This window comes from Erwinia typographi (assembly GCF_000773975.1).
GTDB classification, from domain to species: domain Bacteria; phylum Pseudomonadota; class Gammaproteobacteria; order Enterobacterales; family Enterobacteriaceae; genus Erwinia; species Erwinia typographi.
This window is the reverse complement of sequence record NZ_JRUQ01000040.1, coordinates 86,983-109,636: the sequence shown is the minus strand read 5'-3', so window position 1 is coordinate 109,636 and position 22,654 is coordinate 86,983. Positions and strand designations below refer to the sequence as shown.

At 56.7% G+C, this 22,654-nt stretch carries 18 protein-coding genes; 10 read left to right on the top strand and 8 right to left on the bottom strand.

Going from position 1 to position 22,654, the window contains the following annotated elements; genetic code table 11:
• Nucleotides 1-70 precede the first annotated feature (70 nt).
• The 4 genes from NG99_RS13875 (at nucleotide 71) to NG99_RS13860 (ending at nucleotide 4,190) form a co-directional block, all read left to right on the top strand.
• Nucleotides 71-1,267 (top strand): L-talarate/galactarate dehydratase, encoded by a 1,197-nt coding sequence (locus NG99_RS13875; RefSeq protein ID WP_034893851.1) that lies wholly within the window; start codon nucleotides 71-73, stop codon nucleotides 1,265-1,267.
• Nucleotides 1,268-1,339: 72 nt separating this feature from the next.
• Nucleotides 1,340-2,650, top strand: a complete 1,311-nt coding sequence (locus tag NG99_RS13870) for an MFS transporter (RefSeq protein WP_034893848.1) — start codon at nucleotides 1,340-1,342, stop codon at nucleotides 2,648-2,650.
• A 240-nt stretch (nucleotides 2,651-2,890) separates the two neighbouring features.
• On the top strand, nucleotides 2,891-3,664 hold the full coding sequence (locus tag NG99_RS13865) for a type IV toxin-antitoxin system AbiEi family antitoxin (RefSeq protein WP_034893845.1): 774 nt from the start codon (nucleotides 2,891-2,893) through the stop codon (nucleotides 3,662-3,664).
• Nucleotides 3,657-4,190, top strand: a complete 534-nt coding sequence (locus NG99_RS13860; RefSeq protein WP_034893842.1) for a nucleotidyl transferase AbiEii/AbiGii toxin family protein — start codon at nucleotides 3,657-3,659, stop codon at nucleotides 4,188-4,190. Before NG99_RS13865 ends, NG99_RS13860 begins: the two co-directional genes overlap by 8 nt.
• A 69-nt stretch (nucleotides 4,191-4,259) precedes the next feature.
• On the opposite strand, the gene NG99_RS13855 is transcribed toward NG99_RS13860, so the two are convergent.
• Nucleotides 4,260-5,174 carry an AraC family transcriptional regulator gene (locus NG99_RS13855; RefSeq protein ID WP_072017599.1) on the bottom strand — a complete coding sequence of 305 codons (915 nt, stop codon included), beginning with the start codon at nucleotides 5,172-5,174 and terminating at the stop codon, nucleotides 4,260-4,262.
• Nucleotides 5,175-5,274: 100 nt separating this feature from the next.
• Here NG99_RS13855 and NG99_RS13850 point away from each other — a divergent pair, with 100 nt between their 5' ends.
• Nucleotides 5,275-6,009: an SDR family oxidoreductase gene (locus tag NG99_RS13850; RefSeq protein ID WP_034893839.1), complete on the top strand. Its 735-nt coding sequence runs from the start codon at nucleotides 5,275-5,277 to the stop codon at nucleotides 6,007-6,009.
• 53 nt (nucleotides 6,010-6,062) lie between these two features.
• Here NG99_RS13850 and NG99_RS13845 read toward each other — a convergent pair whose 3' ends face one another.
• The gene (locus NG99_RS13845) at nucleotides 6,063-6,977 is read right to left on the bottom strand and encodes a LysR family transcriptional regulator (RefSeq protein WP_034893836.1); all 915 of its coding nucleotides are present in this window, start codon (nucleotides 6,975-6,977) and stop codon (nucleotides 6,063-6,065) included.
• A 152-nt stretch (nucleotides 6,978-7,129) separates the two neighbouring features.
• Between NG99_RS13845 and NG99_RS13840 the strand changes: the two genes are divergently transcribed.
• The gene (locus tag NG99_RS13840; protein WP_034893833.1) at nucleotides 7,130-7,783 is read left to right on the top strand and encodes a hydrolase; all 654 of its coding nucleotides are present in this window, start codon (nucleotides 7,130-7,132) and stop codon (nucleotides 7,781-7,783) included.
• Between the two features lie 105 nt (nucleotides 7,784-7,888).
• Here NG99_RS13840 and NG99_RS13835 read toward each other — a convergent pair whose 3' ends face one another.
• Nucleotides 7,889-9,208 (bottom strand): SGNH/GDSL hydrolase family protein, encoded by a 1,320-nt coding sequence (locus tag NG99_RS13835; protein ID WP_034893830.1) that lies wholly within the window; start codon nucleotides 9,206-9,208, stop codon nucleotides 7,889-7,891.
• A gap of 110 nt (nucleotides 9,209-9,318) precedes the next feature.
• Between NG99_RS13835 and NG99_RS13830 the strand changes: the two genes are divergently transcribed.
• On the top strand, nucleotides 9,319-10,239 hold the full coding sequence (locus NG99_RS13830; protein WP_034893827.1) for a LysR family transcriptional regulator: 921 nt from the start codon (nucleotides 9,319-9,321) through the stop codon (nucleotides 10,237-10,239).
• Here NG99_RS13830 and mgtE read toward each other — a convergent pair.
• Both mgtE and NG99_RS28285 read right to left on the bottom strand, forming a co-directional pair.
• Nucleotides 10,236-11,672, bottom strand: coding sequence for a magnesium transporter (mgtE, locus tag NG99_RS13825; protein WP_034893824.1), 1,437 nt, complete (start codon nucleotides 11,670-11,672; stop codon nucleotides 10,236-10,238). The two genes, NG99_RS13830 and mgtE, sit on opposite strands and share 4 nt — an antisense overlap.
• A gap of 123 nt (nucleotides 11,673-11,795) precedes the next feature.
• The gene (locus NG99_RS28285; RefSeq protein ID WP_072017598.1) at nucleotides 11,796-11,972 is read right to left on the bottom strand and encodes a YfgG family protein; all 177 of its coding nucleotides are present in this window, start codon (nucleotides 11,970-11,972) and stop codon (nucleotides 11,796-11,798) included.
• Nucleotides 11,973-12,261: 289 nt separating this feature from the next.
• Here NG99_RS28285 and NG99_RS13820 point away from each other — a divergent pair, with 289 nt between their 5' ends.
• Nucleotides 12,262-14,499, top strand: coding sequence for a sensor domain-containing phosphodiesterase (locus NG99_RS13820; protein WP_072017597.1), 2,238 nt, complete (start codon nucleotides 12,262-12,264; stop codon nucleotides 14,497-14,499).
• Nucleotides 14,500-14,503: 4 nt separating this feature from the next.
• Here NG99_RS13820 and tehB read toward each other — a convergent pair whose 3' ends face one another.
• The 3 genes from tehB to ppk1 are packed head-to-tail and all read right to left on the bottom strand — an operon-like array spanning nucleotide 14,504 to nucleotide 18,705.
• Nucleotides 14,504-15,109 carry a tellurite resistance methyltransferase TehB gene (gene tehB / locus NG99_RS13815; protein ID WP_034893821.1) on the bottom strand — a complete coding sequence of 202 codons (606 nt, stop codon included), beginning with the start codon at nucleotides 15,107-15,109 and terminating at the stop codon, nucleotides 14,504-14,506.
• Nucleotides 15,106-16,638 carry an exopolyphosphatase gene (gene ppx, locus NG99_RS13810; protein WP_034893819.1) on the bottom strand — a complete coding sequence of 511 codons (1,533 nt, stop codon included), beginning with the start codon at nucleotides 16,636-16,638 and terminating at the stop codon, nucleotides 15,106-15,108. Before ppx ends, tehB begins: the two co-directional genes overlap by 4 nt.
• Nucleotides 16,639-16,644: 6 nt before the next feature.
• Nucleotides 16,645-18,705, bottom strand: coding sequence for a polyphosphate kinase 1 (ppk1, locus tag NG99_RS13805; RefSeq protein WP_034893816.1), 2,061 nt, complete (start codon nucleotides 18,703-18,705; stop codon nucleotides 16,645-16,647).
• A gap of 157 nt (nucleotides 18,706-18,862) precedes the next feature.
• Here ppk1 and NG99_RS13800 point away from each other — a divergent pair, with 157 nt between their 5' ends.
• Nucleotides 18,863-21,001: an ABC transporter permease subunit gene (locus NG99_RS13800; RefSeq protein WP_034893813.1), complete on the top strand. Its 2,139-nt coding sequence runs from the start codon at nucleotides 18,863-18,865 to the stop codon at nucleotides 20,999-21,001.
• Entirely contained in the window at nucleotides 20,998-22,644 is a 1,647-nt protein-coding gene (pstA, locus tag NG99_RS13795; RefSeq protein WP_034893810.1) for a phosphate ABC transporter permease PstA, read from the top strand. The genes NG99_RS13800 and pstA overlap by 4 nt, the downstream gene beginning before the upstream one ends.
• Nucleotides 22,645-22,654: the final 10 nt, after the last annotated feature.

The following is a 22,654-nucleotide window of genomic DNA, read 5'->3' as shown; positions in this document are numbered from 1 at the left end:
CTCTGGCTAAATTTTAGCAGGAGAATAAAAAATGTTAGCGCAATCATTTTACCGCTACCAGGAGAATCCTATGTCTTTAAGTGCCAACTCTGAAGCCGTAACCTATGCCAAAGTAGCCCATGCAAAAACGGCGGCTGAAACCGGCGATCGTATCGAATGGGTGCAGCTATCGCTGGCATTTTTGCCGCTGGCGACGCCGGTGAGCGATGCGAAAGTGCTGACCGGACGGCAAAAACCCTTAACTGAAGTGGCGATCATTATTGCTGAAATCCGCAGCCGTGATGGATTTGAAGGCGTCGGATTTAGCTACTCCAAACGTGCTGGAGGGCAGGGTATTTACGCCCATGCGAAAGAAATCGCCGACAATTTGCTGGGTGAAGATCCCAATGATATCGACAAGATCTACACCAAACTATTGTGGGCAGGCGCGTCGGTGGGGCGTAGCGGCATGGCGGTTCAGGCCATCTCCCCTATGGACATTGCCCTCTGGGACATGAAAGCGAAACGCGCAGGCCTGCCGTTGGCAAAACTGCTCGGCGCACACCGCGATTCGGTTCAGTGCTACAACACCTCCGGCGGTTTCCTGCATACCCCGCTTGAACAGGTGCTGAAAAATGTTGTGATTTCCCGCGAGAACGGCATCGGCGGCATCAAGCTGAAGGTCGGACAGCCAAACTGCGCCGAAGATATCCGCCGCTTAACCGCCGTGCGCCAGGCGCTGGGTGAGGATTTCCCGTTAATGGTCGATGCTAACCAGCAGTGGGATCGCGAAACGGCTATCCGCATGGGACGCAAAATGGAGCAGTTCAATCTGATCTGGATTGAAGAGCCGCTGGATGCCTATGACGTGGAAGGTCACGCCCAGCTTGCCGCCGCGCTTGATACGCCGATCGCTACCGGCGAAATGCTCACCAGCTTCCGTGAGCACGAGCAGTTAATTCTCGGCAACGCCAGCGATTTTGTGCAGCCGGATGCTCCCCGCGTAGGCGGTATTTCACCGTTCCTGAAAATTATGGATCTGGCGGCGAAGCATGGCCGTAAACTCGCTCCGCATTTCGCGATGGAAGTTCACCTGCACCTGTCTGCCGCTTACCCACTTGAGCCCTGGCTGGAACATTTCGAATGGCTGAACCCCTTGTTTAATGAGCAGCTTGAACTGCGCGATGGCCGTATGTGGATATCCGATCGTCATGGTCTGGGCTTCACGCTGAGCGAGCAGGCGCGCCGCTGGACGCAATTAAGCTGTGAGTTCGGTAAGCGGCCGTAATACAAACTCAGGCGGGAATCATTCCCGACCTCTTATCCTACGCCTCTCTCTACCCTTAATAAGGAGTAGGCCATGAGCACGATAATAAAGTCCACAAAAGTGCGTTACAGTATTTTGCTGTTTTTATTTCTGGCAACCGTATTCAATTATGCCGACCGCGCAACGCTATCCGTTGTCGCCCCGATAATGAGTAAAGATTTAGGTTTTGATCCCGAAGCGATGGGGCTGGCCTTCTCTTCCTTCGGGATTGCCTACGTTATTATGCAGCTGCCCGGCGGGTGGCTGTTGGATCGGTACGGCTCGCGGCTGGTCTATGGCTGCGCGCTGATTTGTTGGTCACTGGTTACCATGCTTCAGGGCACTATCTTTCTGTATGGCAGCCCATTAATGGCCTTAGTTATTTTGCGTTTGCTGATGGGGGCGATTGAAGCGCCCGCCTTTCCCGCGAACAGTCGCCTGAGCGTACAGTGGTTTCCAAATAATGAACGTGGATTTGTGACCTCAGTGTATCAGGCGGCGCAATATATCTCGCTTGGCATTATTACTCCGCTAATGACCATTATTCTGCATAATCTAAGCTGGCATTTTGTCTTTTATTATATTGGCGCCATTGGTGTTATTCTTGGTATCTTCTGGCTGATTAAAGTTAAAGATCCGCTGCACCATCCAAACGTCAGCCAGCAGGAGGTAGACTATATTCGCAATGGCGGGGGTGAACCCTCGCTGGGCAGTAAAAAAGAACCGCAGAAAATTACGCTTTCACAACTCAGGTGCGTCTGCCTGAACCGGATGATGATCGGCGTCTATATTGGGCAATTCTGCCTGACTTCAATCACCTGGTTTTTCCTGACCTGGTTTCCGACCTATCTGTATCAGGGCAAAGGGATGTCTATTCTGAAAGTTGGTTTTGTCGCCAGTATTCCGGCTATTGCGGGGTTTATCGGTGGCCTGTTAGGGGGCGTCTTTTCTGACTGGTTACTCAGGCGCGGTTATAGCCTGACCACCGCGCGGAAGCTACCGGTTATCAGCGGTATGCTGATCTCCTGTGTGATTGTGATTGCCAACTATACCTCTTCCGAGTTCGTGGTGATTGCCGCAATGAGCCTGGCCTTCTTTGCCAAGGGTTTTGGCAATCTGGGCTGGTGCATACTCAGCGACACTTCGCCAAAAGAGGTGCTGGGCATCGCGGGCGCTGTGTTCAATATGTGCGGCAACATGGCGAGTATCATTACGCCGCTGGCGATCGGCATCATTCTGACCAACACCCAGTCGTTTGACTATGCCATTCTGTATATCGGTTCTATGGGACTCCTTGGCCTGATCTCCTATCTGTTTATGGTTGGACCATTGGATCGTATTACGCTTACCCCCTCTGCGGCCTGATAGTCCATGGGGCAAATGCTGCACTGTTCCGGGGGCTTTACTTCCCTGGAACAGCGTTTTTATAGGGAATTGATGGACAGTGAACAAAGAAGGACGATGAGGAACATTTGACAAGATTATCATCGCTGATACATGGCCTCTCGTTTTCGATCATCTACAACGCTATAAACTCACCTGTATTGACGCCTTTCTCATTTCGTAGTTTACTATTTTGTAGATAGTTTTACTAATAGTGAATGTATGCCATCAAAAATAAACTGGCTTTTACAGAACACAGCACCTGGTTCTCTGGTGACTCAGTCCTGGCTGACAAAGCATGATATCAGTCCTTCCCTGGCGCATCGGTATGAGCAGAGCAACTGGCTGCAAAAGCTGCGGGCTGGAGTTTATGTGCGCGTTGGCCGTGAGCCTGACTGGAGCGACGCCGTTTTATGCCTGCGAAATCAGCTGTCTGTATCGGCGCATCTGGCAGGGCTTACCAGTTTAACCTGTCAAGGCCGTGCTCATTATCTCCAGCATACTCACAAAAACGTCTGGCTGTATGTGGATGACAAAGCATTGTTGCCAAAATGGTTTAAGGAGTTTCCCGGAGTTAACTGGCTTTTTTATTCCAATCAAAAGTTGTCCCGGTCTGGCGAGCAATATCTGACCGATATCGAGATAAAAGGGAATACGTTAAAAGCCAGTGTACCTGAGTTAGCTGCCTACGAACTGGTTAATGCTATACCGGCGGATATCTCTTTTGAGCATGCGGCCGAGCTATTTCAAGGATTAGTTAATCTGAGTCCGCGCAAAGTGGAAAGGTTACTTTATGCCAGCAGCGCAGTAAAAACGAACCGCCTGTATCTCTTTTTAGCTGATTATTATGGCCATGCCTGGGCTAAACGAATCGATAAAACCAGTATCGAGCTAGGATCGGGAAAACGGCAGGTGGTGACAGGCGGTAAACTGGATAAACATTATCAGATCACCGTACCTGCAAAATTTATCAACGGAGAGTCATCGCATGGATAAGCAATCGCCCTATTATAAACAGGTCGCACTGTTAAAAAGTGTGCTACCGACAGTGGCAAAGGAGAACTGTTTTGCGCTAAAAGGTGGGACCGCAATTAATCTGTTTGTACGCGACTTTCCCCGCCTTTCGGTGGATATTGATTTGGCCTATATTCACCTTGAAAACAGGGCACTGGCGCTACCCCATGTTCGGGCGGCATTAACAAGAATAGCTGCTGGGCTTGAACGAGAAACCAGCGTATCGGCGGTCTTGCAAACCAATAGTCCTGATGAGATGCGTATTGTGGTGACTTCCCGTGATGCGCAGATGATGACCGTACTTAAGGCAGAGTTCACCCAGCAGGATTTTGATTTTTTAATGTCTTTTAAGCACGGCACGCCTGATTGGTCATTAGCGCCGGAAAGCCAGATTCAACACTTACCCGCAGTTAAGTGGAAATTACAAAATATAGCTCGTATGGCAGAAAGTAAGCGTGTCGAAGCGTTGGATAAACTGGAAAAGGTACTCAATGACTGGCTGGTTTAGTTTACAAAAATGGATATACATTCACTAAAGGTGTGACTTTTACTGTTTTTATAAACCATTATTGCTGGCTTAAAAAGTCAGCAAATTATGGCCTCCTGGATCACCGGCTTTAGGCGAGTAGCCGAAGGCGCGTCGAAAGGCATGGGCAAAGGCGCTTTGCGAGGTATAGCCGACCTTGTTTGCCATATAAGCGACAGTCGTATCACCTCGTATCAACGCCGTGCGGGCGATGGTAAGACGCCATGTGCGTAAGTAAGCCAGCGGCGGCTGCCCCAGCCGACGCGTAAACTCCGCTGAGAAGGCTGCGCGCGACATTCCTGCGACCTTTGCCAACTGAGCCACCGTCCACGGTTGCGCGACATCGTCATGCATTGCGCGAAGCGCCCGGCCAAGTCGGGGATCGGCAATAGCGCCGAGCCAGCCCATCCCGGTTGGCTCAGCAACGCCTGCGTAAGCTCTGAACGCTTCCACCAGCAGCACATCGGCAAGCCTGGCGCTGACGATCTCGCTTCCCATCATATCCCGCTCTGTTTCGTTATTCACAAGCTCAAGGATGGTGGCGATCGCTGCTGACGCAGGTGAAGAACGAGGAACGATCAAGAATTCCGGTATTCGTTCGAGTAGGAAATCGGCGTTTGCGGCCGCGAACGTGACTGTTCCTCCGATTCCAATCGTATCGTCACCGCCGATGCACGCTACGTCGCGGCCGGAGCAGTAAACGGTTTGACCGTCAACGGGCGTTACGTCAGGGGCGCTGGCGACCGCATAGGCAGTTCGTCCGATTAAGCATATGTCTCCTTCGTTGAGAAGCTGTGGTGCGCATCCGGGCAGTAGCATCCACTGGCTCCCGCGCAGCATGGCGACAAACTTGAGGCGATCGATGGCGGGAAATTCGAGCGCCCATCGTCCCGCCGCTTCCAGCCGGGTGCGTCGGGTCACCCTTGCACCGAGAACGTTAAGGACATCTGACAAAGGGTCGAGCATAGTTTTAGACGATTACGATAATTTTATGGATTTAACAGCATAGAGGATCTCAACTCCGCCGCCTATAATTTTCAACCATGACTTTGCAAAGGGGGATGTCATGAGTATCAGGGGAAAAGTTGTCGCAATCACTGGGGCAAGCAGCGGGATCGGACGGGCGACGGCAAAATTACTTGCGGAGCGCGGGGCGTACGTTGTGCTGGGCTCGCGTAACGAAACAGCGCTTCAGGCCGTAGTGGACGAGATAAAGTCTGCGGGCGGCAAGGCCGTATTTAAGGCTACCGATGTCCGTCAGCGGGGCGAGCTCGGGGAGCTGGTCGCATTGGCGGTCGAGCGAGGCGGCAGGCTCGACGTTATGATTAACAATGCTGGGGTGGGGCCGATCTCCCGTTTTGATGCGCTGCAAGTCGAGGAGTGGGATTTAATGATCGATGTTAACTTGCGCGGCACGCTTTACGGCATTGCGGCTGCTCTGCCGGTGTTTACGCAGCAGGGGAGCGGGCATGTGGTTAACGTCGTTTCAACGGCTGGCATCAAGATCGTGCCGACCATGGGCGTCTACGCCGCGACGAAAAACGCGGTGCGCACGGCGACTGAAGTTCTGAGGCAGGAAGCAGGCCCAAATCTTCGCGTGACCGAAATCTCTCCGGGGGTGATCGACACTAATTTCGGTGAAAGCATCACTGACCAGGTTACGAAGAAACTGATTGAAGAGCGTCTTGGCGCTATTGCGATCTCGCCTGATGCGATCGCTCGGGGCATCCTGTTTGCCCTGGAGCAACCGCCTGAAGTGGATGTCGGCAGTATTGTTATCCGGCCAACAGCGCAGGATTGAATCGCCTGTCTGACCGAAAGGAGAAAGCAAGCCGAAAAGGACTTTTAACCGCCTTAACCGTCAGAACCCTCTCGGGCTGGAACCGCCCGCGCAAAGTGTGGCGACTGGGCGAAATACTCGATCAGCAGCTCGGTAAGCACCCGTATCTTGCGTGCGGGATGCTGGCCCGGCGGTCGGATGACATAGGCGCCTGCTGGCGGCGGCTGGTGACGCCTCATGACCGTCACCAGCGCACCGGAGGCTATATATTCATGGGTGAGGCAATCGGGTAAGTAACCGATGCCGAGTCCGGCTACGGCGGCGGCGACCAGAGCCGTCCCGTTGTCGGCCTTAAAGCGTCCCTGCGGACGCACGGTGATGATCCTGTCGCCATCCATAAGTTGCCAGGTTTCTGTGCCCTGCATCAGCGCCTGATGGGCGATGAGCTCCTCCGGTGTTTCAGGTTGTCCATGTACCTTAATGTAGTCCGGGCTTGCGACGAGCTTCCCGTAGATTGGGCCGACGCGCCTGGCGATCAGGTTGGAATCCGGCAAATAGCCAACCCGTATCGCACAATCGTAACCCTCAGCGATAAGGTCTACGAAGCGATCGCTGTAGCAGGCCTGGATATGCATCAGCGGGTGACGCCGCGCCATTTCCGCGAGCACGGGAGCGAAGTGAGTCGGGCCGAAAGAGAGCGGCACGGCAACGCGCAGGCGGCCGCGCAGCTCACCGGCGGGCAGAATCGTTTCTTTTGCGACGTCGATCTCGGCGCAAACTCTGGCTGCATAGTCCCGGAACGTCGCCCCGGCTTCGGTGAGGGCCGTCCCGCGGGTGGATCGTGCCAGCAACTGGACGCCAAGCTCCGCTTCAAGCCGGACGAGTCGACGACTGACAATCGACTTGGAGACGCCGAGCCTCAGCGCAGCAGGCGAAATGCCTCCCGCATCTGCAACTTCTACAAATGTCTGTAGCTCTTCAATGTTCACTTCAGCGTTCCTCTTGTCGCAACACAGTTTGCCAGATCATGCTACTACCGCAGCGAATATGGCAACAGCACAATACCCCTTCCTGGCAGCATCGCCGATGGCGACTGTTTCCTGGTAAATCAACCCACTCAAAATAGCAAAGGGAACCAACAATGACCTTTCGTAACGGCCTTGATTCGCTCCTTCGTCCCGAAGACTCGGTACTCGTGTTGATCGATCATCAACCCTACCAGCTTGCTAATCTGAACAGCCACGAACCGCAGATGGTAGTCAATAATACGGCGGCTCTGGCGAAGGCTGCCAAAGCCTTTGGCGTTCCGACCATCCTGACGAGCGTGATCGCTGAGCGGGGCGGTCTGCTCTTTCCACAAATCACCGATGTTTTTCCAGACCAGCAGGTGATAGACCGCACGTTTATTAACACCTGGGAAGATCGGAAAGTGGTGGACGCGGTCAGGGCGACGGGCCGCAAGCAGCTTGTTATTGCGGGTCTGTGGACTGAGGTCTGCGTCGCGATGCCCACGATCCACGCCCTCGGCGAAGGATGGGATGTCACGGTAATCACCGATGCCTCGGGAGGCGTCTCGGTTGAAGCCCATGCGCTTGCTATCCAGCGTATGATGGCGGCTGGGGCGAATATGATGACCTGGCTGGCGCTGGCCGCAGAATGGCAGCGCGACTGGGCGCGGACGGAGCAGGCCGCCGAACTGACGGAGATTATTAAGCAGCATGCTGCTGGGAGCGGCATTGCTTATCTTTGGGAACAGCAGTTGCTGAACACGCCGGTGCCAGTCGACGCAGGCTGATCTGCTCTGGAAGAGGAGGACTAAGCCTGGTCGCTCAGGCAGGTGAAGCGTCCGACGGTGTCGCGCGCTTCACCTGCCTGCCACAGGCCTGGGGAACGCCTGGATTTATGGCTGCTGAGCGCCAGGCGCCAGCGTTTTTGTCGGTGTGATAAGCATCGGCAGCAGCGCATTGAGATCGACGACGTCCGCCATTGCGCGGTTCCCCTCATCACCTGGGTGCAGGCGGTCGGCGGAGACATAGCGCGCCGTCATCAATTCTGGATGAACGGGGTCGCGCAGCAGCGTATCGAAGTCAATTACGGCGTCAAACGCGCCGCCGTGACGTATCCAGTCATTCACCTGTCGACGCAGGGCATCTTTATCGGGGCTGTAGTAATTGTCCAGCGGGGTGTTGGGTAACGCGCCTGAAAACGGCGTCAGCGTAGCGCCAATCACCCGCACACCCCGATTGTGCGCCTGCGCAATCAGCTGACGATAACCCGCCTTCAGCATTTCCAAAGAAGGGCGCTGGCCTGTTGGCGCAAAGGCCGTCCCCGGCCAGGCGATATCATTAATGCCCAGCATCACGATAACGCTTCGCACGCCCGGCTGCGCCAGCACGTCGCGGTCCAGCCTTGCCAGCGCGTTAACTCCCATCCCATCTGAAAGCAGGCGTGCGCCGGAAATACCGGCGTTGATTACGGCCACGCCGTGGGGGGCCAGCCTGCGTGCCAGAAAGTCCGGCCAGCGCCTGTCCTTATCCAGAGTGGCCGCCGCGCCATCGGTAATGGAATCGCCAATGACCGCAACTGCCCGCGCCGGTGCGGGTGTTTCCACCTGAATGCCCGACAGCAGCAGGCGCGCCGTGGTGCTTTCTGGCGCGCCACGTTCCGCGGTTAGGGTTGACGACCCGGTATTATCGCCGGGGACAATCCAACTGGTCTGGCGGCCATCCCAGTGAAACGTGCTCACCGGCGTTGCATCAGGCAACCAAAAGCTCACCGTCACCCGCCCTGAATCAGCGACGGGGAGCGCAATGGGGTCGCTGAGCAGCGACGCGCCAGGAAGAAGGGTCGCCGTCTGGCGCCCGCCAAAGGTCACCGTACGCAGGCTGTTGGCAACAATGGCGCTGTCCTGCGCGGACAGGGCGATCGTGGCTTTTCCCAACGTAACCGGCTGCCTGCCATAGGCATTGGACAATACCAGGCGCAAACGCGACCCGCCAAGGCTGATGCGTGCTACCTGGCGTACCGTCCGATCTTGTAATACCGCCGGCGTATTAACGGGAAACAGGAAATCCGGGCCCCAGACAGGCTGCGGGCTGGCGCTCCAGGTCGCGACCCAGGCAGTCGATGCGGCAGCCGGGGCGGCGATCGGGATACCCGTTCCGATGGTGAGTGCGCAGGCCAGCATCATATTGCCAGCAGTTTTAGAGAAATTTTTCATGTTGGTGAATTCAGTGGCGAAGTGTCGTTAAATGATGAACTCAACGACACAAATCAACTAGACTGCGTTGAGGAAAAACATTTATGAACTGAATTCACAGGGAGGACGCCGTGGCCCGTTCAGAAGTTAACCGCTCCGGTGAGCTTGAGGTTTTTGTCCAAATCATCGAGCAGGGGGGATTCTCAGCCGCCGCTCGCGTATGCGGGATGACGCCGTCTGCCGTGAGTAAGCTGGTTGCGCGTCTTGAGCGTCGGCTGGGCACACGGTTGGTGAACCGTTCGACGCGTCAGCTACAGCTCACGCCGGAAGGCTGCGCTTTTTATGAGCGCGGGGTGCGTATTCTGGCCGATTTGGCCGAGGCTGAGCGCTGCGCCAGCGCGCATTCTGCGCCTCAGGGGCGGCTGAGGGTCAATGCCAATGTGCCGTTCGGCCATCGTTTTCTGTTGCCTCTTGTACCGGAGTTTCTGGCCTGCCATCCCGGTATCACGCTGGATATCGTTCTGACCGATGAAGTCATTGATATTATGGAACAGCGTACCGATGTTGCCGTGCGCGCCGGTCCGCTCAAAGACTCCTCCCTGGTGATTCGTAAGCTCGGACAGACGCCAATGGTCATCGTCGGTTCGCCAGACTATCTGGCTCGTCACGGTATGCCATCCTCTCCTGATGATTTGCTGCGGCATAACCGTTTGGGCTCCAACTATGCGCGCGCCCAGCCGGGCTGGCCTTTACGCTTTGCGGGCGCGGATAGGGTCGTGCCTGTCAGCGGGAATGCGCAGACCAGCGATGGCGAATCACTGCACCGCCTGGCGCTCGCTGGCCTCGGTCTGGCCCGGCTGGCAGCGTTCCAGGTGCGTGAGGATATCGCCGCCGGTCGTCTGCTCCCCGTACTGGAAGCGCTCAACCCAGGCGACGTTGAAGAGATTCATGCCATTTTTGTCGGGCAGGGGGGGTACCTGCCGCTGCGGGTGCGCGCCTTTCTGGATTTCCTCGTGGCGCGAGTCAACATTGATGCTGGCCCGATTGGCTAGTGCAGCAGAAACAGGGTCGCCAGACCGAGGAAAATAAAGAAGCCGCCGGTGTCGGTGAGGGCGGTGATCAGCACGCTGGAGCCCACCGCCGGGTCGCGTTTGAGTTTGGTCATCAGGAGTGGGATCAGCACGCCCATTAATGCTGCCAGCAGCAGGTTAAGCACCATCGCCAGCATCATCACGCCGCCAAGCGCCGGATTGCCGTACATCGCCCAAGTGACGCCGCCCATAATCCCTCCCCAGCACAGTCCGTTGATCAGCGCAACGCCCAGCTCACGGCCCACCAGGAACGAGAAGTTGCCGGGTTCCACCTGATGTAGCGCCAGCGCGCGGACAATCATGGTAATAGTCTGGTTGCCGGTATTGCCGCCAATGCCGGCGACAATCGGCATCAGCGCGGCCAGCGCGACGATTTGCGAGATAGTGCCTTCAAACAGACCAATCACCCGCGAGGCCACAAACGCGGTGCAGAGGTTGATGGCCAGCCATGTCCAGCGCGTTCTCACCGCTTTTCTTACCGGCGCAAACACATCCTCATCGGGGTTTACCCCACCCATTTTTCGGATATTGCTGTCGTTCTCTTCGTTAACCAGGTCAACCACGTCTTCAATGGTGACGCGGCCCATCAGCTTGCCTTTGGCATCGATAACGGCGGCCGAAATCAGGTTATAACGTTCGAACGCGCCGGCGGCGTGTTCCGCCTTGTCATCAATGCGGAAGGTCGTTGGGCGGGCGTTCATCACTTCAGAAACCAGCTTTTTCGGCTTATTCAGCAGAATATCGGTCAGCGTCAGTTCGCCAAGCAGGGTATTGTTTTCATCGGTAATAAAGAGTTTGTCCGTTCCGTCGGGGATCGATTTTTTGCGGCGCAGGTAGCGCTGTACGGCGGCCAGCGTGACGTCTGGCGGCATGGTAATCAGCTTGAAGTCGGTGATCCGGCCGACGCGATCGCGGTCAAAATCCATCACTTCCAGCACGCGCGAGCGCTGCGCCGGTTCCAGAGAGGTCAGCAGGCGACCGGTTAAATCACGGGAGAGATACTTAGAAAGATAAACCTGTTCATCAATATCCAGAGGGGCGATGGCGCGCAGCAAATCGCGGTCGCTCATCTCTTCGATCAGGCTCTCCCAGACGCTCTCCGAGACTTCGACCAGCACCATCCCGCGGCGGCTGGTATCGATAAGGTGCCACAGCGCCAGACGCTCGTCTTCCGGCAGCGCTTCCAGCAGGTCGGCAAGGTCAGCGGCGTGGAGCAGGGGAATATACTGTCTGATTTCCGCCACCTGCTGCTGGTGCGCTTCGGCCTCAGCCGCCGACTCATTCAGCGGGCGTTCAAGCAGGGTATCGACCAGATCGCCGTCGTTTAACAGCAGGTTGAGGATGCGGTTACGGATTTCAGCAAGCTGCTGGGCATGGGATAAGGCTACAGACATAATAATTCCCTGGAGTCTGACAAAAGACGGCCGAAACGATAAGTATTGCTCAAATCAGGCAAAAAAACGTTGGAAGCTGCAATTTTCAGGCAACTCCGTGGGGGAAGAGACGAAAAGAGCCGATTATTTAGCGACAACGACAGGCGCGGCAACATCCTGTTTTTTTTGCTGATGATGTTCTATCGCGCCGGGAACGACGAAGATTAAGCGTCCCACTAAGATAATAAAGCTCACCAGCAGCACGATTTTGGTCATATGGCTGGTTTTACGACGTTTTCTGAATGACATAGCGCTGTTCACGCAGGGTACCCTGAAGTAAGCCCGAAGGCGATAATGCAATTTAGGCACAACCAGCGAATCAGGTCAATGTTAAGGCTGGCGTGTGGCCGCAGATTGCGTCAAATCCCATCTTAGCCTGGCATACTGCACATTTATCTAAACGAGAAAGTAATAACCACGGGAAATCAGTCTGAATTGATCTGGATCAATTACTCATCAACAGCTGACTCTACTATGGCCTCCATTCCTCCCCCGATGCAGGGGAACTTCTGTTCCAGCCGTCACCGTCACGGCAACACTGTCGAGCAAAATGAGAAACAGCTACTGGATCGCCCGTTTCAGCCGCAGCCCACTGGGTCTGCCGCTGCTATTACCTTTATTATTGCTGCCGCTCTCGACGCAGCTCTCTATCCGACTGACTATCGAGGAGGGCTATGTTTATCTGATCTATCTGCCGCTGGCGATGTATGTGGCAATGCTGCTGGTCTTTGACTGGCGGGCGATGCCCGGCATCGGCATCGCGCTTAGCCTCTACTATTTCTCGCGCTTCACGCCTCTGGGGGCGTTGGCGATTGTGACGACGACGATAGCGGTGCTGGCGCTGAGCTGGAGTGGCTATAAATGGCATTCCGGGCGGCGCTGGAAGGCAGACTTCAGCGGACTGGGACTGATGCCGGTTCGCGTGCTGTGGCTGGCTTTTATCCTGCCGCTGTTATGCATTATCAGTATGCAGATTGTGGCTAAAACGGGCATCGTTCCGCTCAGGGGAACGCTCTTCGCGCCGGGGATTTTCAGCCTGTATGCGCTGCTAAATTTCCAGTCCATGCTGTTCTCATGCGTGGTGATGATTCAGATCTTTTACTTTGTCATCCGCTGTCTTCGTAAGCCGCGATTTTGCCGCGTAGTCTATGCAAGAATCAGCAGGCAGCGGGCGGCGAACGTTAACTTTTATGAATTCGGCCTGTGGCTGGGGCTGGTCGCCTTCCTGTTGGGGATGCTGATACTGACCGTCCAGAATAAAGAGAATCTGCTGGCCAGCGACTACGGCATTCCGCTGCTGTTGCCGCTGATGCTGTGGGCTGCGGTGCGTTTTGGCTATCTTTTTACCTCTCTGGTCTGGGCTGTTCTGCTGGTAGTGCTTTATCAGCTGCGCGATCGTTTTCTGAACCCCGGCACGGAGCCTTATCATCTGGCCGTGATGTCGGCGAACCTGCTGGTTTTTAGCCTGACGATCCTGATGATGGCGGCTATCAGTACCCGCCAGCGTCGAACCCTGATCAAGACCCGGCTGGCCGCGCTGAGCGATCCGATTTTCAACTTACCCAACCTGCGCGCGCTAAGTAACGATCTGAACGAGCTTCCGCTGACGACCCTTTGTTTCCTGTGCATTCCCGATCTGGATCGTCTCAGCCGGATTTACGGGCTTCGCCTGCGCATCCAGTACAAGCGCCGCCTGGCCAGCTTTTTAATGGCTGACTTTCAGCCGGACGAGCAGGTTTATCAACTGCCAGGGTTTGATCTGGTCATCAGGCTTAATTACACCGGGCATCTTGCCTGCATTGAAGATATCGCCGTGCGGATTAAGGCGTTCCATCTGCACTGGGACGGCCTGCCAATCCACCCGGAAATAGGGCTGAGCTACTGCACCGTAAGGCGTCCGGTCACGCATCTGTACGAGCTGCTGGGCGAGTTGAGCGGGCTGGCCGAGCAGTCGATCAGAACCGGCATGGCTGAGAACCTGCTGAGCAACAGCAGCCTGCCGGTTCAGCGCAGGGTAGCGGAAACGGTGGCGCAGCTGGATGACGTCAGGCAGACGCTGCGCCAGCAGGGATATCCGCTCTGGGCGCAGCGGGTTCAGGGCGTCAGGGGAGACGATTACTACGAGCTCAGGCCAGATATGCGCGACCATAAAGGGCAGCCGTTACTGCCGGAGCGACTGGAGGAACTGGGGCTAACCTGGGAGGTCGACCGCTGGGTGATTGAGCAGGCGCTGGCGTTTGCCCATCAGCACCGGCAGCGGCTGCCTGGCGGTCGTTTTGCCGTCACGCTGTTTACTTCCAGCCTGTGCCGCCCCTCGCTGGCAAGGGAAATTGAACGCTCTCTGAGCGTCTACGATCTGGAGCCGTGGCAGCTAATTATTCAGGTGTCCGACTCGCCGGTGCTCGATCAGGGCTACTGGGGAAGGCGTGCGATCGCCCAGCTTCTGCAGCTGGGTTGTCGGGTGATCGTCACGGATTTTGGCGGCAAGTTTGCCGGATATGCCCGGCTGAAAGAGCTGGAAGGCGATATGCTGAAAATCGACGCCAGCTTTATCCGCACGATGCTGGAGGACAGCCTGGATTATCAGGTCGTCGCCGCGATTTGCGCGCTGGCAAGAAGCAAGCGTCTGCGGGTGATCGCTTCTGGGGTGGATTCGCCGGAGAGTGAAGCAGGGCTGCGCCAGCTGGGTGTGGATTATCTTCAGGGCCGGCAAATCGCCCCGCCTCAGCCGCTCGGGGAGCTCATTCAGGCCAGCGGCGAACTGCCCGCCGACCTGAAAGCGCCTTAGCCGATCAATCTTTAGTAATGGCTTTCTGCGCCAGCAGCGTGGCGAAACGCAGCGAAATACGATTTCCCTGAGCGTCGGTGCGGTGGAGCTGACCGACGTGCTCGTTGTATTTCACAATGTGCCAGTTACGGTAGTAGTCGCTCAGCTCGCCGGACCTGAAGGCGAAGGGGAAACCCTGGTTGCAGGGATAGTCTTCCGTATCCATCGCCGCCACAATCAGGTTATAGCCGCCTTTTACTGTGCTGGCCTGCATATCGGCGATCAGCTGTGGGATGGTTTCCGGCTGAAGGAACATCATCACTACGGTAGACAGCACGAAATCCCAGGCGCCGTTAAAGCGCAGATCGTTGAGATCTTTTTCCGCCGTTTCGATTCCTGTCAGCTGCTCATCGGCAATAATCTGATTAAGACGGGCCAGGCTGGCCGGATTAATATCCCAACTGGTGACCTCAAAACCTTTCAGATTGAGATAGAGCGAGTTCCTGCCGCTGCCGCAGCCCACGTCCAGCGCTCTGCCGGGCGGGACCAGCTTCAGCGCTTCCACCACTTCAGAGTGCGTGGCGGTAAGCTGATATTTTTCGGTGTAATAATTATCGGATCTGACAATCATGGTTTCGTTTCTTCCTGGATCATAAGCTGCCAGCCGGTCACCTCTTTCCAGTAACTCTGTTCGCGTTCCAGATCGAGCTGTACCAGGTTGTTCTGGCTGAAATAGTCGGTTGGGAAAGTCAGCGTCCAGTGGCCGTCATCGGTGTCCAGCCTGAGCGACTCCGGCGTGGTAGTGGCCTGGCGCTGATTATTCAGCAGTGCGCCGAGGCGCAGCAGAAACACTAACGGCAGGAACTGCTTTTTCTTGAACAGCGTGAGACGCGGCATTTCGTCCACTTTCACCGCTTTACGGTGGAAGCGTACCAGGGTGGCGAGCAGCGTTTGTTGATCCTGATTAAATCCAGGCATATTGGTGTTTTGCAGGATATAAGAGGAGTGGCGCTGCATACCGCTGTGGTTGATGGTCAGGCCCACTTCATGCAGCATTGCGGCCCACTTCAGCAGCGCCGACAGCTGCGGATTAGCCAGCTTTGGATTCTGGTCGCGCCATTGCAGATAGAGCTGCTCGGTGGTTTCCAGAACTCGTCGCGCCTGGTCGCTGTCGATGGCATAGTGATTCGCCAGGCTCTGGGCGGTGCGGCTGCGGATATCCTGATGGCGGAAACGGCCTTCCATCTCATACAGCACGCCCTCGCGCAGCGCGCCGTCGGACAGGCGCAGCTCGCGGATGGCTAATGCGTCGAACACGCCGCTGAGGATTGCCAGCCCCGGCACAAACACCGCCTTGCGCTCGTCGGAGAGGCCCGGCAGGCTGAGCGCATCAAAGGATTTGTACTTGATCACCTCGTCATACAATATCTCAAGGCGTTCTGGCGTAATCAGCTTCTCTTTCTCGCCCATCGCCAGCAGCACTTCGCAGGCCGCCTTAATGCTGCCTGACGCCCCAAGGGCGTACTGCCAGCCCGTCAGGCGATATTGCCAGGTCATGGTCTCCAGCTTCTGCGCCGCAGCCAGGCGGGCGCGGCGGAAGTTTTCCTTACTGATCACGCCGCCGGGAAAGTAAAGGTTGGCAAAGCTGACGCAGCCCATGCGGCGGCTTTCCACCAGCCTGGGTTCGAAATCTTCGCCGATCACCATCTCCGTTGAGCCGCCGCCGATATCAATCACCAGCTTGCGGCCTTTTTCCGGCTGCGTGTGCTCCACGCCCATAAAGATCAGGCGCGCCTCTTCATTGCCGGAGATCACTTCGATCGGATAGGGGATGACGTCGGCGGCGCGGCGCAGAAAGTCTTCGGCATTTACCGCTTCGCGCAGCGTGTGGGTGCCGACAATGGTGACGTTGGCCGGGCTGAATCCCTGTAAACGCTCGGCAAAAAGCGCCAGGCAGTTCAGCCCGCGCTGCATGGCTTCTTCGCTCAACACATTGTTGTGGTCCAGCCCGTCGGCGAGATGAACCCGCTGCTTCAACCTGCCGAGCACCTGCATGGCGCCATCCACCACGCGGGCAATCACCATATGAAAACTGTTCGACCCCAGGTCGATTGCGGCGAATTCCTGTGGTTTTGGCGTACTTTTATGGGAAATTGGCATAGTGAGTTAGTCAGGTTGCTCCAGAGATTTAATGTAATCGTAGATAGCCAGCTGGGCGCGCACCTTACGGCGATTGCCGCGCGGAACATACTTGTTGCTGAGCTCTTTGTCTACGAAACGCGCCTTAAGGGTATCACTCAACAGAATGCCGATAATATCCAGCACCCGCTGTTTCAGAATTGGATCAAGAATGGAAACGGCTACCTCAATACGGTAATCAATGTTGCGTGTCATCCAGTCCGCCGAGGAAAGGAACACTTTTTTATCGCCGCCGTTCTCAAAAATATAGACGCGATCGTGCTCCAGGTAGCGGTCAACGATGCTTATCACCCGAATATTTTCGCTGATACCTTCCAGATCGGGGATTAGCGAGCACATCCCACGGATCAGCAGCTGACACTTCACGCCAACGCTGGAGGCGGTGTAAAGACGATCAACCAGCCCTTTATCCACCAGGTTGTTCACCTTCAGGGTGATCCCAGCCGGTATGCCGTTTTGCGCGTTGGCGATCTCATTGTCGATCAGCTGATACAGCATCTGGCGCGAGTTCTGCGGAGATACCATCAGGTGTTCAAAGCTGACCGGGCGGTAAGGGTTCTCAATAAAGTTAAACACCCGACGCACTTCGTTAGTAATACGCGCATCCGCGGTCAGCAACGAGTAGTCGGTATACATGCGCGCGGTTTTTTCGTTAAAGTTGCCGGTGCCAATGTGCGCATAGCGGGCAATCTCACCATTTTCACGGCGCGAAATCAGGAACAGCTTGGCGTGAATTTTCAGCCCCGGCGCGGAGAAAATAACGTGAACGCCCGCTTCGGTCAGCCGCTTTGCCCAGTGAATGTTCGCTTCTTCATCAAAGCGCGCCTGTAGCTCGACCACCACGGTCACTTTTTTACCGTTGTAGGCCGCGTGGATCATCGCATCGATAATGCGGGAGTTCTTGGCGACGCGGTAAATATTGATTTTTATCGCCAGCACGGCCGGGTCGAACGACGCCTGGCGCAGCAGCTCCAGCACATGTTCAAAGGTATGGTAAGGATAATACAGCAGCACGTCGCGATTGCGGATCGCATCAAAGCCGTTGCGGAAGCGGTCAAACCAGATATGACGCAGCTGCGGCAGCGGCTTATTGACCAGGTTTGCCTTGCCAACGTTAGGAAAATCGATGAAATCTTTGAAGTTGTGGTAACGCCCGCCCGGCACGATAGAGTCGTAGTTGGTGATATTCAGCTTCTTACTCAGCATCTCAACCATGTTGTCAGGCATATCACGCTGATAGACGAAACGCACCGGCTCGGCGGTTAAGCGTTGCTTCAGGCTGGATGACATCAGCTCCAGCAGGCTGGACTCCATTTCGGTCACCAGATCGTATTCCGCATCGCGCGTCATCTTCATTGAATAGGCATTCAGCGCGTCGTAATCGAAGAAGCCGCGGAAAATCTCGCCAAGACAGTAGCGCAGGATGTTGTCCAGCAGGATCATCGGCTTGCGGCGGCGCGGCGTTTCCGGCGGCAGATTGATAAAGCGCGGCACCTTATCTGATGGGATCTCCAGCAGCGCATAGTTGATCTCTTCGCCACGAATGATCTCCACCGCCAGATAGGTGTAGTCATCCTTAAGGAATTCAATCAGGTCCGTATCGTGATTCACCAGAATCGGCGTGATGTGCTGGCGCAGATGGTGCTTAAAGTAGTGACGCAGCCAGCTTTGCTGGTTTGGGGAAAGCTGACGCTCGTTAATCAGGAAGATCTGATTACGGGCCATCTCCAGCAGTAAATCGTTGTACAGTCCGTCAAACTCCAGGTCCGCTTTCAGTACTCGCGCCTGAATTTTTTTCAGCAGATGGCGTGGCGTGGTCGGCAGCCCCTGCTCTTCGCCAATCAGAATCCGGCGCTTCAGGTCGGCAAAGCGGACTTTATAAAACTCTTCAAGGTTATTGGAGTAAATGCCTAAAAAACGCATACGCTCAATCAGCGGGTTGGTCTTATCCGCGGCTTCCTGAAGAACGCGCTCGTTGAATGAAAGCCAACTCAATTCTTTTTCGATATACAGCTTTTCCTGACCCATTTTTACTCCGTCTGCTGATCCTGTCTTTGAGCAGTCATTATCTCTGTGCATTATGGCGAGAGTGTGGCAGCAAAGTCCAACGGACATTGTTGATTGTCTTATTAATCACATACGGGCAACATAGCCACTTCAACGCATACAGGAAAGTTAGCAAAGCATGAGTTCTACCCCTATTCCAGCCCAGTTTAACGACCGGCGCCGTCGATTTATCGACCGGCTGACTCGCCGCGTCGTCAAGGGCTGTGGGCTGGCCATCCTGCTGGTGATGCTGTTGCTGTTCGTCTGGCTGCTGTGGGTGGTGGTGCCGCTGTTCTCTTCGCCCTCGATCGGCAGCGGTTACACCATCAAATTACCGGACGCCCGGCCAGCGGTTGCGCTGGGGATGGATGCCGGGCAGAAATGGGGCTGGCGCATCGACCAGCAGGGGCAGGGCTTCTTTATTCCGCTGGATGCTCAGCCGCCGTCGGCAGCCATTCCCCTTTATCCGGGCGCGGTCAGCGCCACGACCACCGCTGATAACGGCAGCGTGCTGCTAAGCGGTGACAGCGGACTGATGCTGGTTCAGCCACAGTTTATGGCGGCGGGGCGGGAGCCAGTGTGGAAGTTTCCGCTGGGCGATAAGCCTCTGGCGGCTAGCGTTCCAGGCAGCAGCGTAGTCAGCATTGCCCATCCTGATGAGCACCGCTGGCTGGTCGCCGAAGCCAGTCCTGAGCAGATCACCCTGTTACAGTATCAGCCTGATGCCGCGCCGCTGAAATTCACCCTCGACATGCCGGGTATCAGCCAGCTGCTGCTGTCGCCGGAGGGGCAGCTGCTGTTCGGCCTTTCCGGCGCGATGCTGCGCGTCTGGGATATCACGCCGCAGGGGCCGGTGCTGAGAGACACGCACACGCTGACTTCTCCCCCAAAACGCATTGCGTTGCTGAGCGGCGGCAGCTCGCTGCTGGTGGCTGACGACAAGGGGATTGCGCAGTGGTTTGATATCGCCAGTGAAACTGGCCCGCACCTGCGCTTTATCCGGCAGTTTGCCGGGGCTAACGATAGCGGGATAGTCATCGGTGAAGCCCATCGCCGCGTGTTTGCCACCCTCAGCCCGGGCGGAGATCTGAACCTGTTTGCCAGCAAGCAGCAGGGCGCGATTTTCTCCCGCCAGCTAAACACCGGGGTGCAGAGCGCCGCGCTCGCCCCACAGGGAGATGGCCTGCTGCTGGAGAATGCCGGGCTCTGGCGGCATTACCAGCTGTCTAATCCCTGGCCGGACATCAGCTGGCGCAGCCTGTGGCAGAAGGTCTGGTATGAAAACTATCCGTCGCCTGATTATGTCTGGCAGTCCACCTCGGCGAACGATGAATACCAGGGGAAATATAGCCTGGTGCCGATGGTGATCGGCACGCTGAAAGCCGCCGGGCTGGCGATGCTGTTTGCCACGCCGCTGGCGCTGGCCGCCGCGATGTATACCGCCTGGTTTATGACGCCGGGCCTGCGGCGCTGGGTGAAACCGGCGATTGAAATGATGGGCGCGCTGCCGAGCGTGGTGATTGGCCTGATTGCCGGGCTGTGGCTGGCCCCGCAGCTGGCCGACCGGCTGCTCGGCGTGCTGCTGCTGCCGCTGATGCTGGCGGCCGTTCTGCTGCTGTGCAGTTGGGGCTCGCTACGGCTCGCGCCTCGCTGGCGTCGCCGTCTTTGCGGCGAAGGCCGTGAAATCTGGCTGCTATTGCCGCTGCTGCTGCTGACCGGGCTTTTCTGTCTGTGGCTGCTGCCGATGATCGAGCACAGCCTGTTTGGTAAGGGGATCGCCGAACGTTTCAGCGGCGGTTATCAGCAGCGTAATTTACTGATTGCCGGCGTGGCGATGGGGTTCGCGCTGGTTCCGCTGATTTTCACCCTGGCCGAAGAGGCGATTTTCAGCGTTCCTGCTTCGCTTGGACAGGGCTCGCTGGCGCTGGGGGCGACGCCGTGGCAAACCCTCACCCGCGTGGTGATGCCGGGCGCTTCAGCCGGAATTTTTGCCGCGCTGATGATTGGTTTTGGCCGGGCTTTGGGGGAGACCATGATTGTGCTGATGGCGACGGGAAACACGCCGGTTACCGAAGGCGGGCTGCTACAGGGCGTTCGCAGCCTGGCGGCAAACGTGGCGATAGAGATGCCCGAAGCGGCGGCGGGCAGCGCCCACTATCGTATTTTGTTCCTGAGCGCGCTGGTATTGCTGATCTTCACGCTGGTTGTTAACACGCTGGCCGAGCTGATCCGTCAACGGCTGCGTCAGCAATACGGCCAGCAGGAGGAGCAGGGATGAGCGCGGCAACCAACAATCACCGCTGGCGCTGGCTCACCGCAGGCGCGGTAGCCGTCAGCCTGCTGGCTTTTATCCTGCTGATCGCGCTGCTCGGCTGGCAGGGAATGCGCTATTTCTGGCCGCATCCGGTCACCTTATACACCGTTCAGCAGGCGTCAGGCACCAGCCAACTGCTGGGCGAAGTCGCCCAGTCGCAGAGCGTTTCGCGCCAGCAGCTTCAGGCGAGCGGCAGGCCGCTGCCTGCGGATCTGCCTGACGAGGTGACGCGCTATCTGATCAAAACCGGCAACCGCGACTTCGCGGCGTCCGACTTTCAGAGCATTTTGAGCAGCCAAATCGTCGCCAGTGAGCAGCCAACGGGGGTAATTGCCCTACAGCGGCGCTCGGGCGGTATGGCCTGGGGCTGGTTTGAAGGCCTGCTGGAGAATGGCCAGCCGCTGGTCGCGCGTAATATGATGCGGGCTTTGCAGCAGCGTATTAAGCAGTCGCGGCTGCATATGTCGCAGGCAGATAACATCCGGCGCGTCAGCATGGCGAAGCTCAATGCTGAACTGGAGGAACTGGACCAGCACCAGCATCGCTTACGCGAGAAAAATCAGTACACCGCTCAGGCGCAGTCGATTCATCAGGCGGACAGCTCGGAGCTACAGCGGCAGTTTGCCGCGAAGGCGCAGCAGCTCGATGAGTTAACCAGCGAAGGCAGCAGCACGGTGCTGATCCTGCGTGATGCGCAGGGGCAACGGCATAATATCCCGCTGAGTCAGATCCTCTCCGCCTGGTATCCCAACGCGATGAGCTACGGCGAAAAGTGGCGGCAATTTGTCTGGCAGGTCTGGCATTTTATCAGCGGCACGCAGAACGACAGCATCGGAGAGGGCGGCATTTTCCCGGCGATTTTCGGCACCGTGCTGATGGTGCTGCTGATGTCGGTGGTGGTTATGCCGCTGGGCGTGGTGGCGGCGATCTGGCTACATGAGTATGCCGGGAACGGCCTGCTGACCCGGCTGGTGAGGATCGCCGTGGTAAATCTGGCTGGCGTGCCCTCCATCGTCTACGGCGTTTTCGGCCTGGGCTTCTTCGTCTGGCTGACAGGGGGAAGCCTGGACAAGCTGTTTTTTGCCGATGCCTTACCTAATCCGACCTTCGGCACGCCCGGCCTGCTGTGGGCTTCTCTGACGCTGGCGCTGCTGACGCTGCCAGTGGTGATTGTCGCTACCGAAGAAGGTCTTTCACGCATCCCTAAAACGCTGCGGCAGGGATCGCTGGCGCTGGGAGCCACTCAGGCCGAAACCCTGTGGCACGTCACGCTGCCACTGGCGGTTCCGGCCATGCTGACCGGCCTGATCCTCGCGGTAGCGCGCGCGGCGGGAGAAACCGCCCCGCTGATGCTGGTCGGCGTGGTAAAAATGGTGCCTGAGCTGCCGATTGATGCGGTGTTCCCTTATCTGCATCTGGATCGTAAATTTATGCACCTGGGTTTTCAAATCTACGATCTGGCTTTCCAGAGCCCTGACGCCCAGGCGGATCGCCCGCTGGTCTTTGCCACCGCGCTGCTGCTGGTGGTCATAATCCTTGCGCTGAACCTGCTGGCTATGGTTCTGCGCCATCGCCTGCGTGAGCGCTATCGCGCCCTGATGAACTGACGTTGAGAGA

What these genes read in the sequence shown, in the direction of transcription:
- NG99_RS13875 (WP_034893851.1), top strand. Translation starts at nt 71, where the DNA reads ATGTCTTTAAGTGCCAACTCTGAAGCCGTAACCTATGCCAAAGTAGCC.
- NG99_RS13870 (WP_034893848.1), top strand. Translation starts at nt 1,340, where the DNA reads ATGAGCACGATAATAAAGTCCACAAAAGTGCGTTACAGTATTTTGCTG.
- NG99_RS13865 (WP_034893845.1), top strand. Translation starts at nt 2,891, where the DNA reads ATGCCATCAAAAATAAACTGGCTTTTACAGAACACAGCACCTGGTTCT.
- NG99_RS13860 (WP_034893842.1), top strand. Translation starts at nt 3,657, where the DNA reads ATGGATAAGCAATCGCCCTATTATAAACAGGTCGCACTGTTAAAAAGT.
- NG99_RS13855 (WP_072017599.1), bottom strand. Translation starts at nt 5,174, where the DNA reads ATGCTCGACCCTTTGTCAGATGTCCTTAACGTTCTCGGTGCAAGGGTG.
- NG99_RS13850 (WP_034893839.1), top strand. Translation starts at nt 5,275, where the DNA reads ATGAGTATCAGGGGAAAAGTTGTCGCAATCACTGGGGCAAGCAGCGGG.
- NG99_RS13840 (WP_034893833.1), top strand. Translation starts at nt 7,130, where the DNA reads ATGACCTTTCGTAACGGCCTTGATTCGCTCCTTCGTCCCGAAGACTCG.
- NG99_RS13835 (WP_034893830.1), bottom strand. Translation starts at nt 9,208, where the DNA reads ATGAAAAATTTCTCTAAAACTGCTGGCAATATGATGCTGGCCTGCGCA.
- mgtE (WP_034893824.1), bottom strand. Translation starts at nt 11,672, where the DNA reads ATGTCTGTAGCCTTATCCCATGCCCAGCAGCTTGCTGAAATCCGTAAC.
- NG99_RS13820 (WP_072017597.1), top strand. Translation starts at nt 12,262, where the DNA reads ATGAGAAACAGCTACTGGATCGCCCGTTTCAGCCGCAGCCCACTGGGT.
- tehB (WP_034893821.1), bottom strand. Translation starts at nt 15,109, where the DNA reads ATGATTGTCAGATCCGATAATTATTACACCGAAAAATATCAGCTTACC.
- ppx (WP_034893819.1), bottom strand. Translation starts at nt 16,638, where the DNA reads ATGCCAATTTCCCATAAAAGTACGCCAAAACCACAGGAATTCGCCGCA.
- ppk1 (WP_034893816.1), bottom strand. Translation starts at nt 18,705, where the DNA reads ATGGGTCAGGAAAAGCTGTATATCGAAAAAGAATTGAGTTGGCTTTCA.
- NG99_RS13800 (WP_034893813.1), top strand. Translation starts at nt 18,863, where the DNA reads ATGAGTTCTACCCCTATTCCAGCCCAGTTTAACGACCGGCGCCGTCGA.
- pstA (WP_034893810.1), top strand. Translation starts at nt 20,998, where the DNA reads ATGAGCGCGGCAACCAACAATCACCGCTGGCGCTGGCTCACCGCAGGC.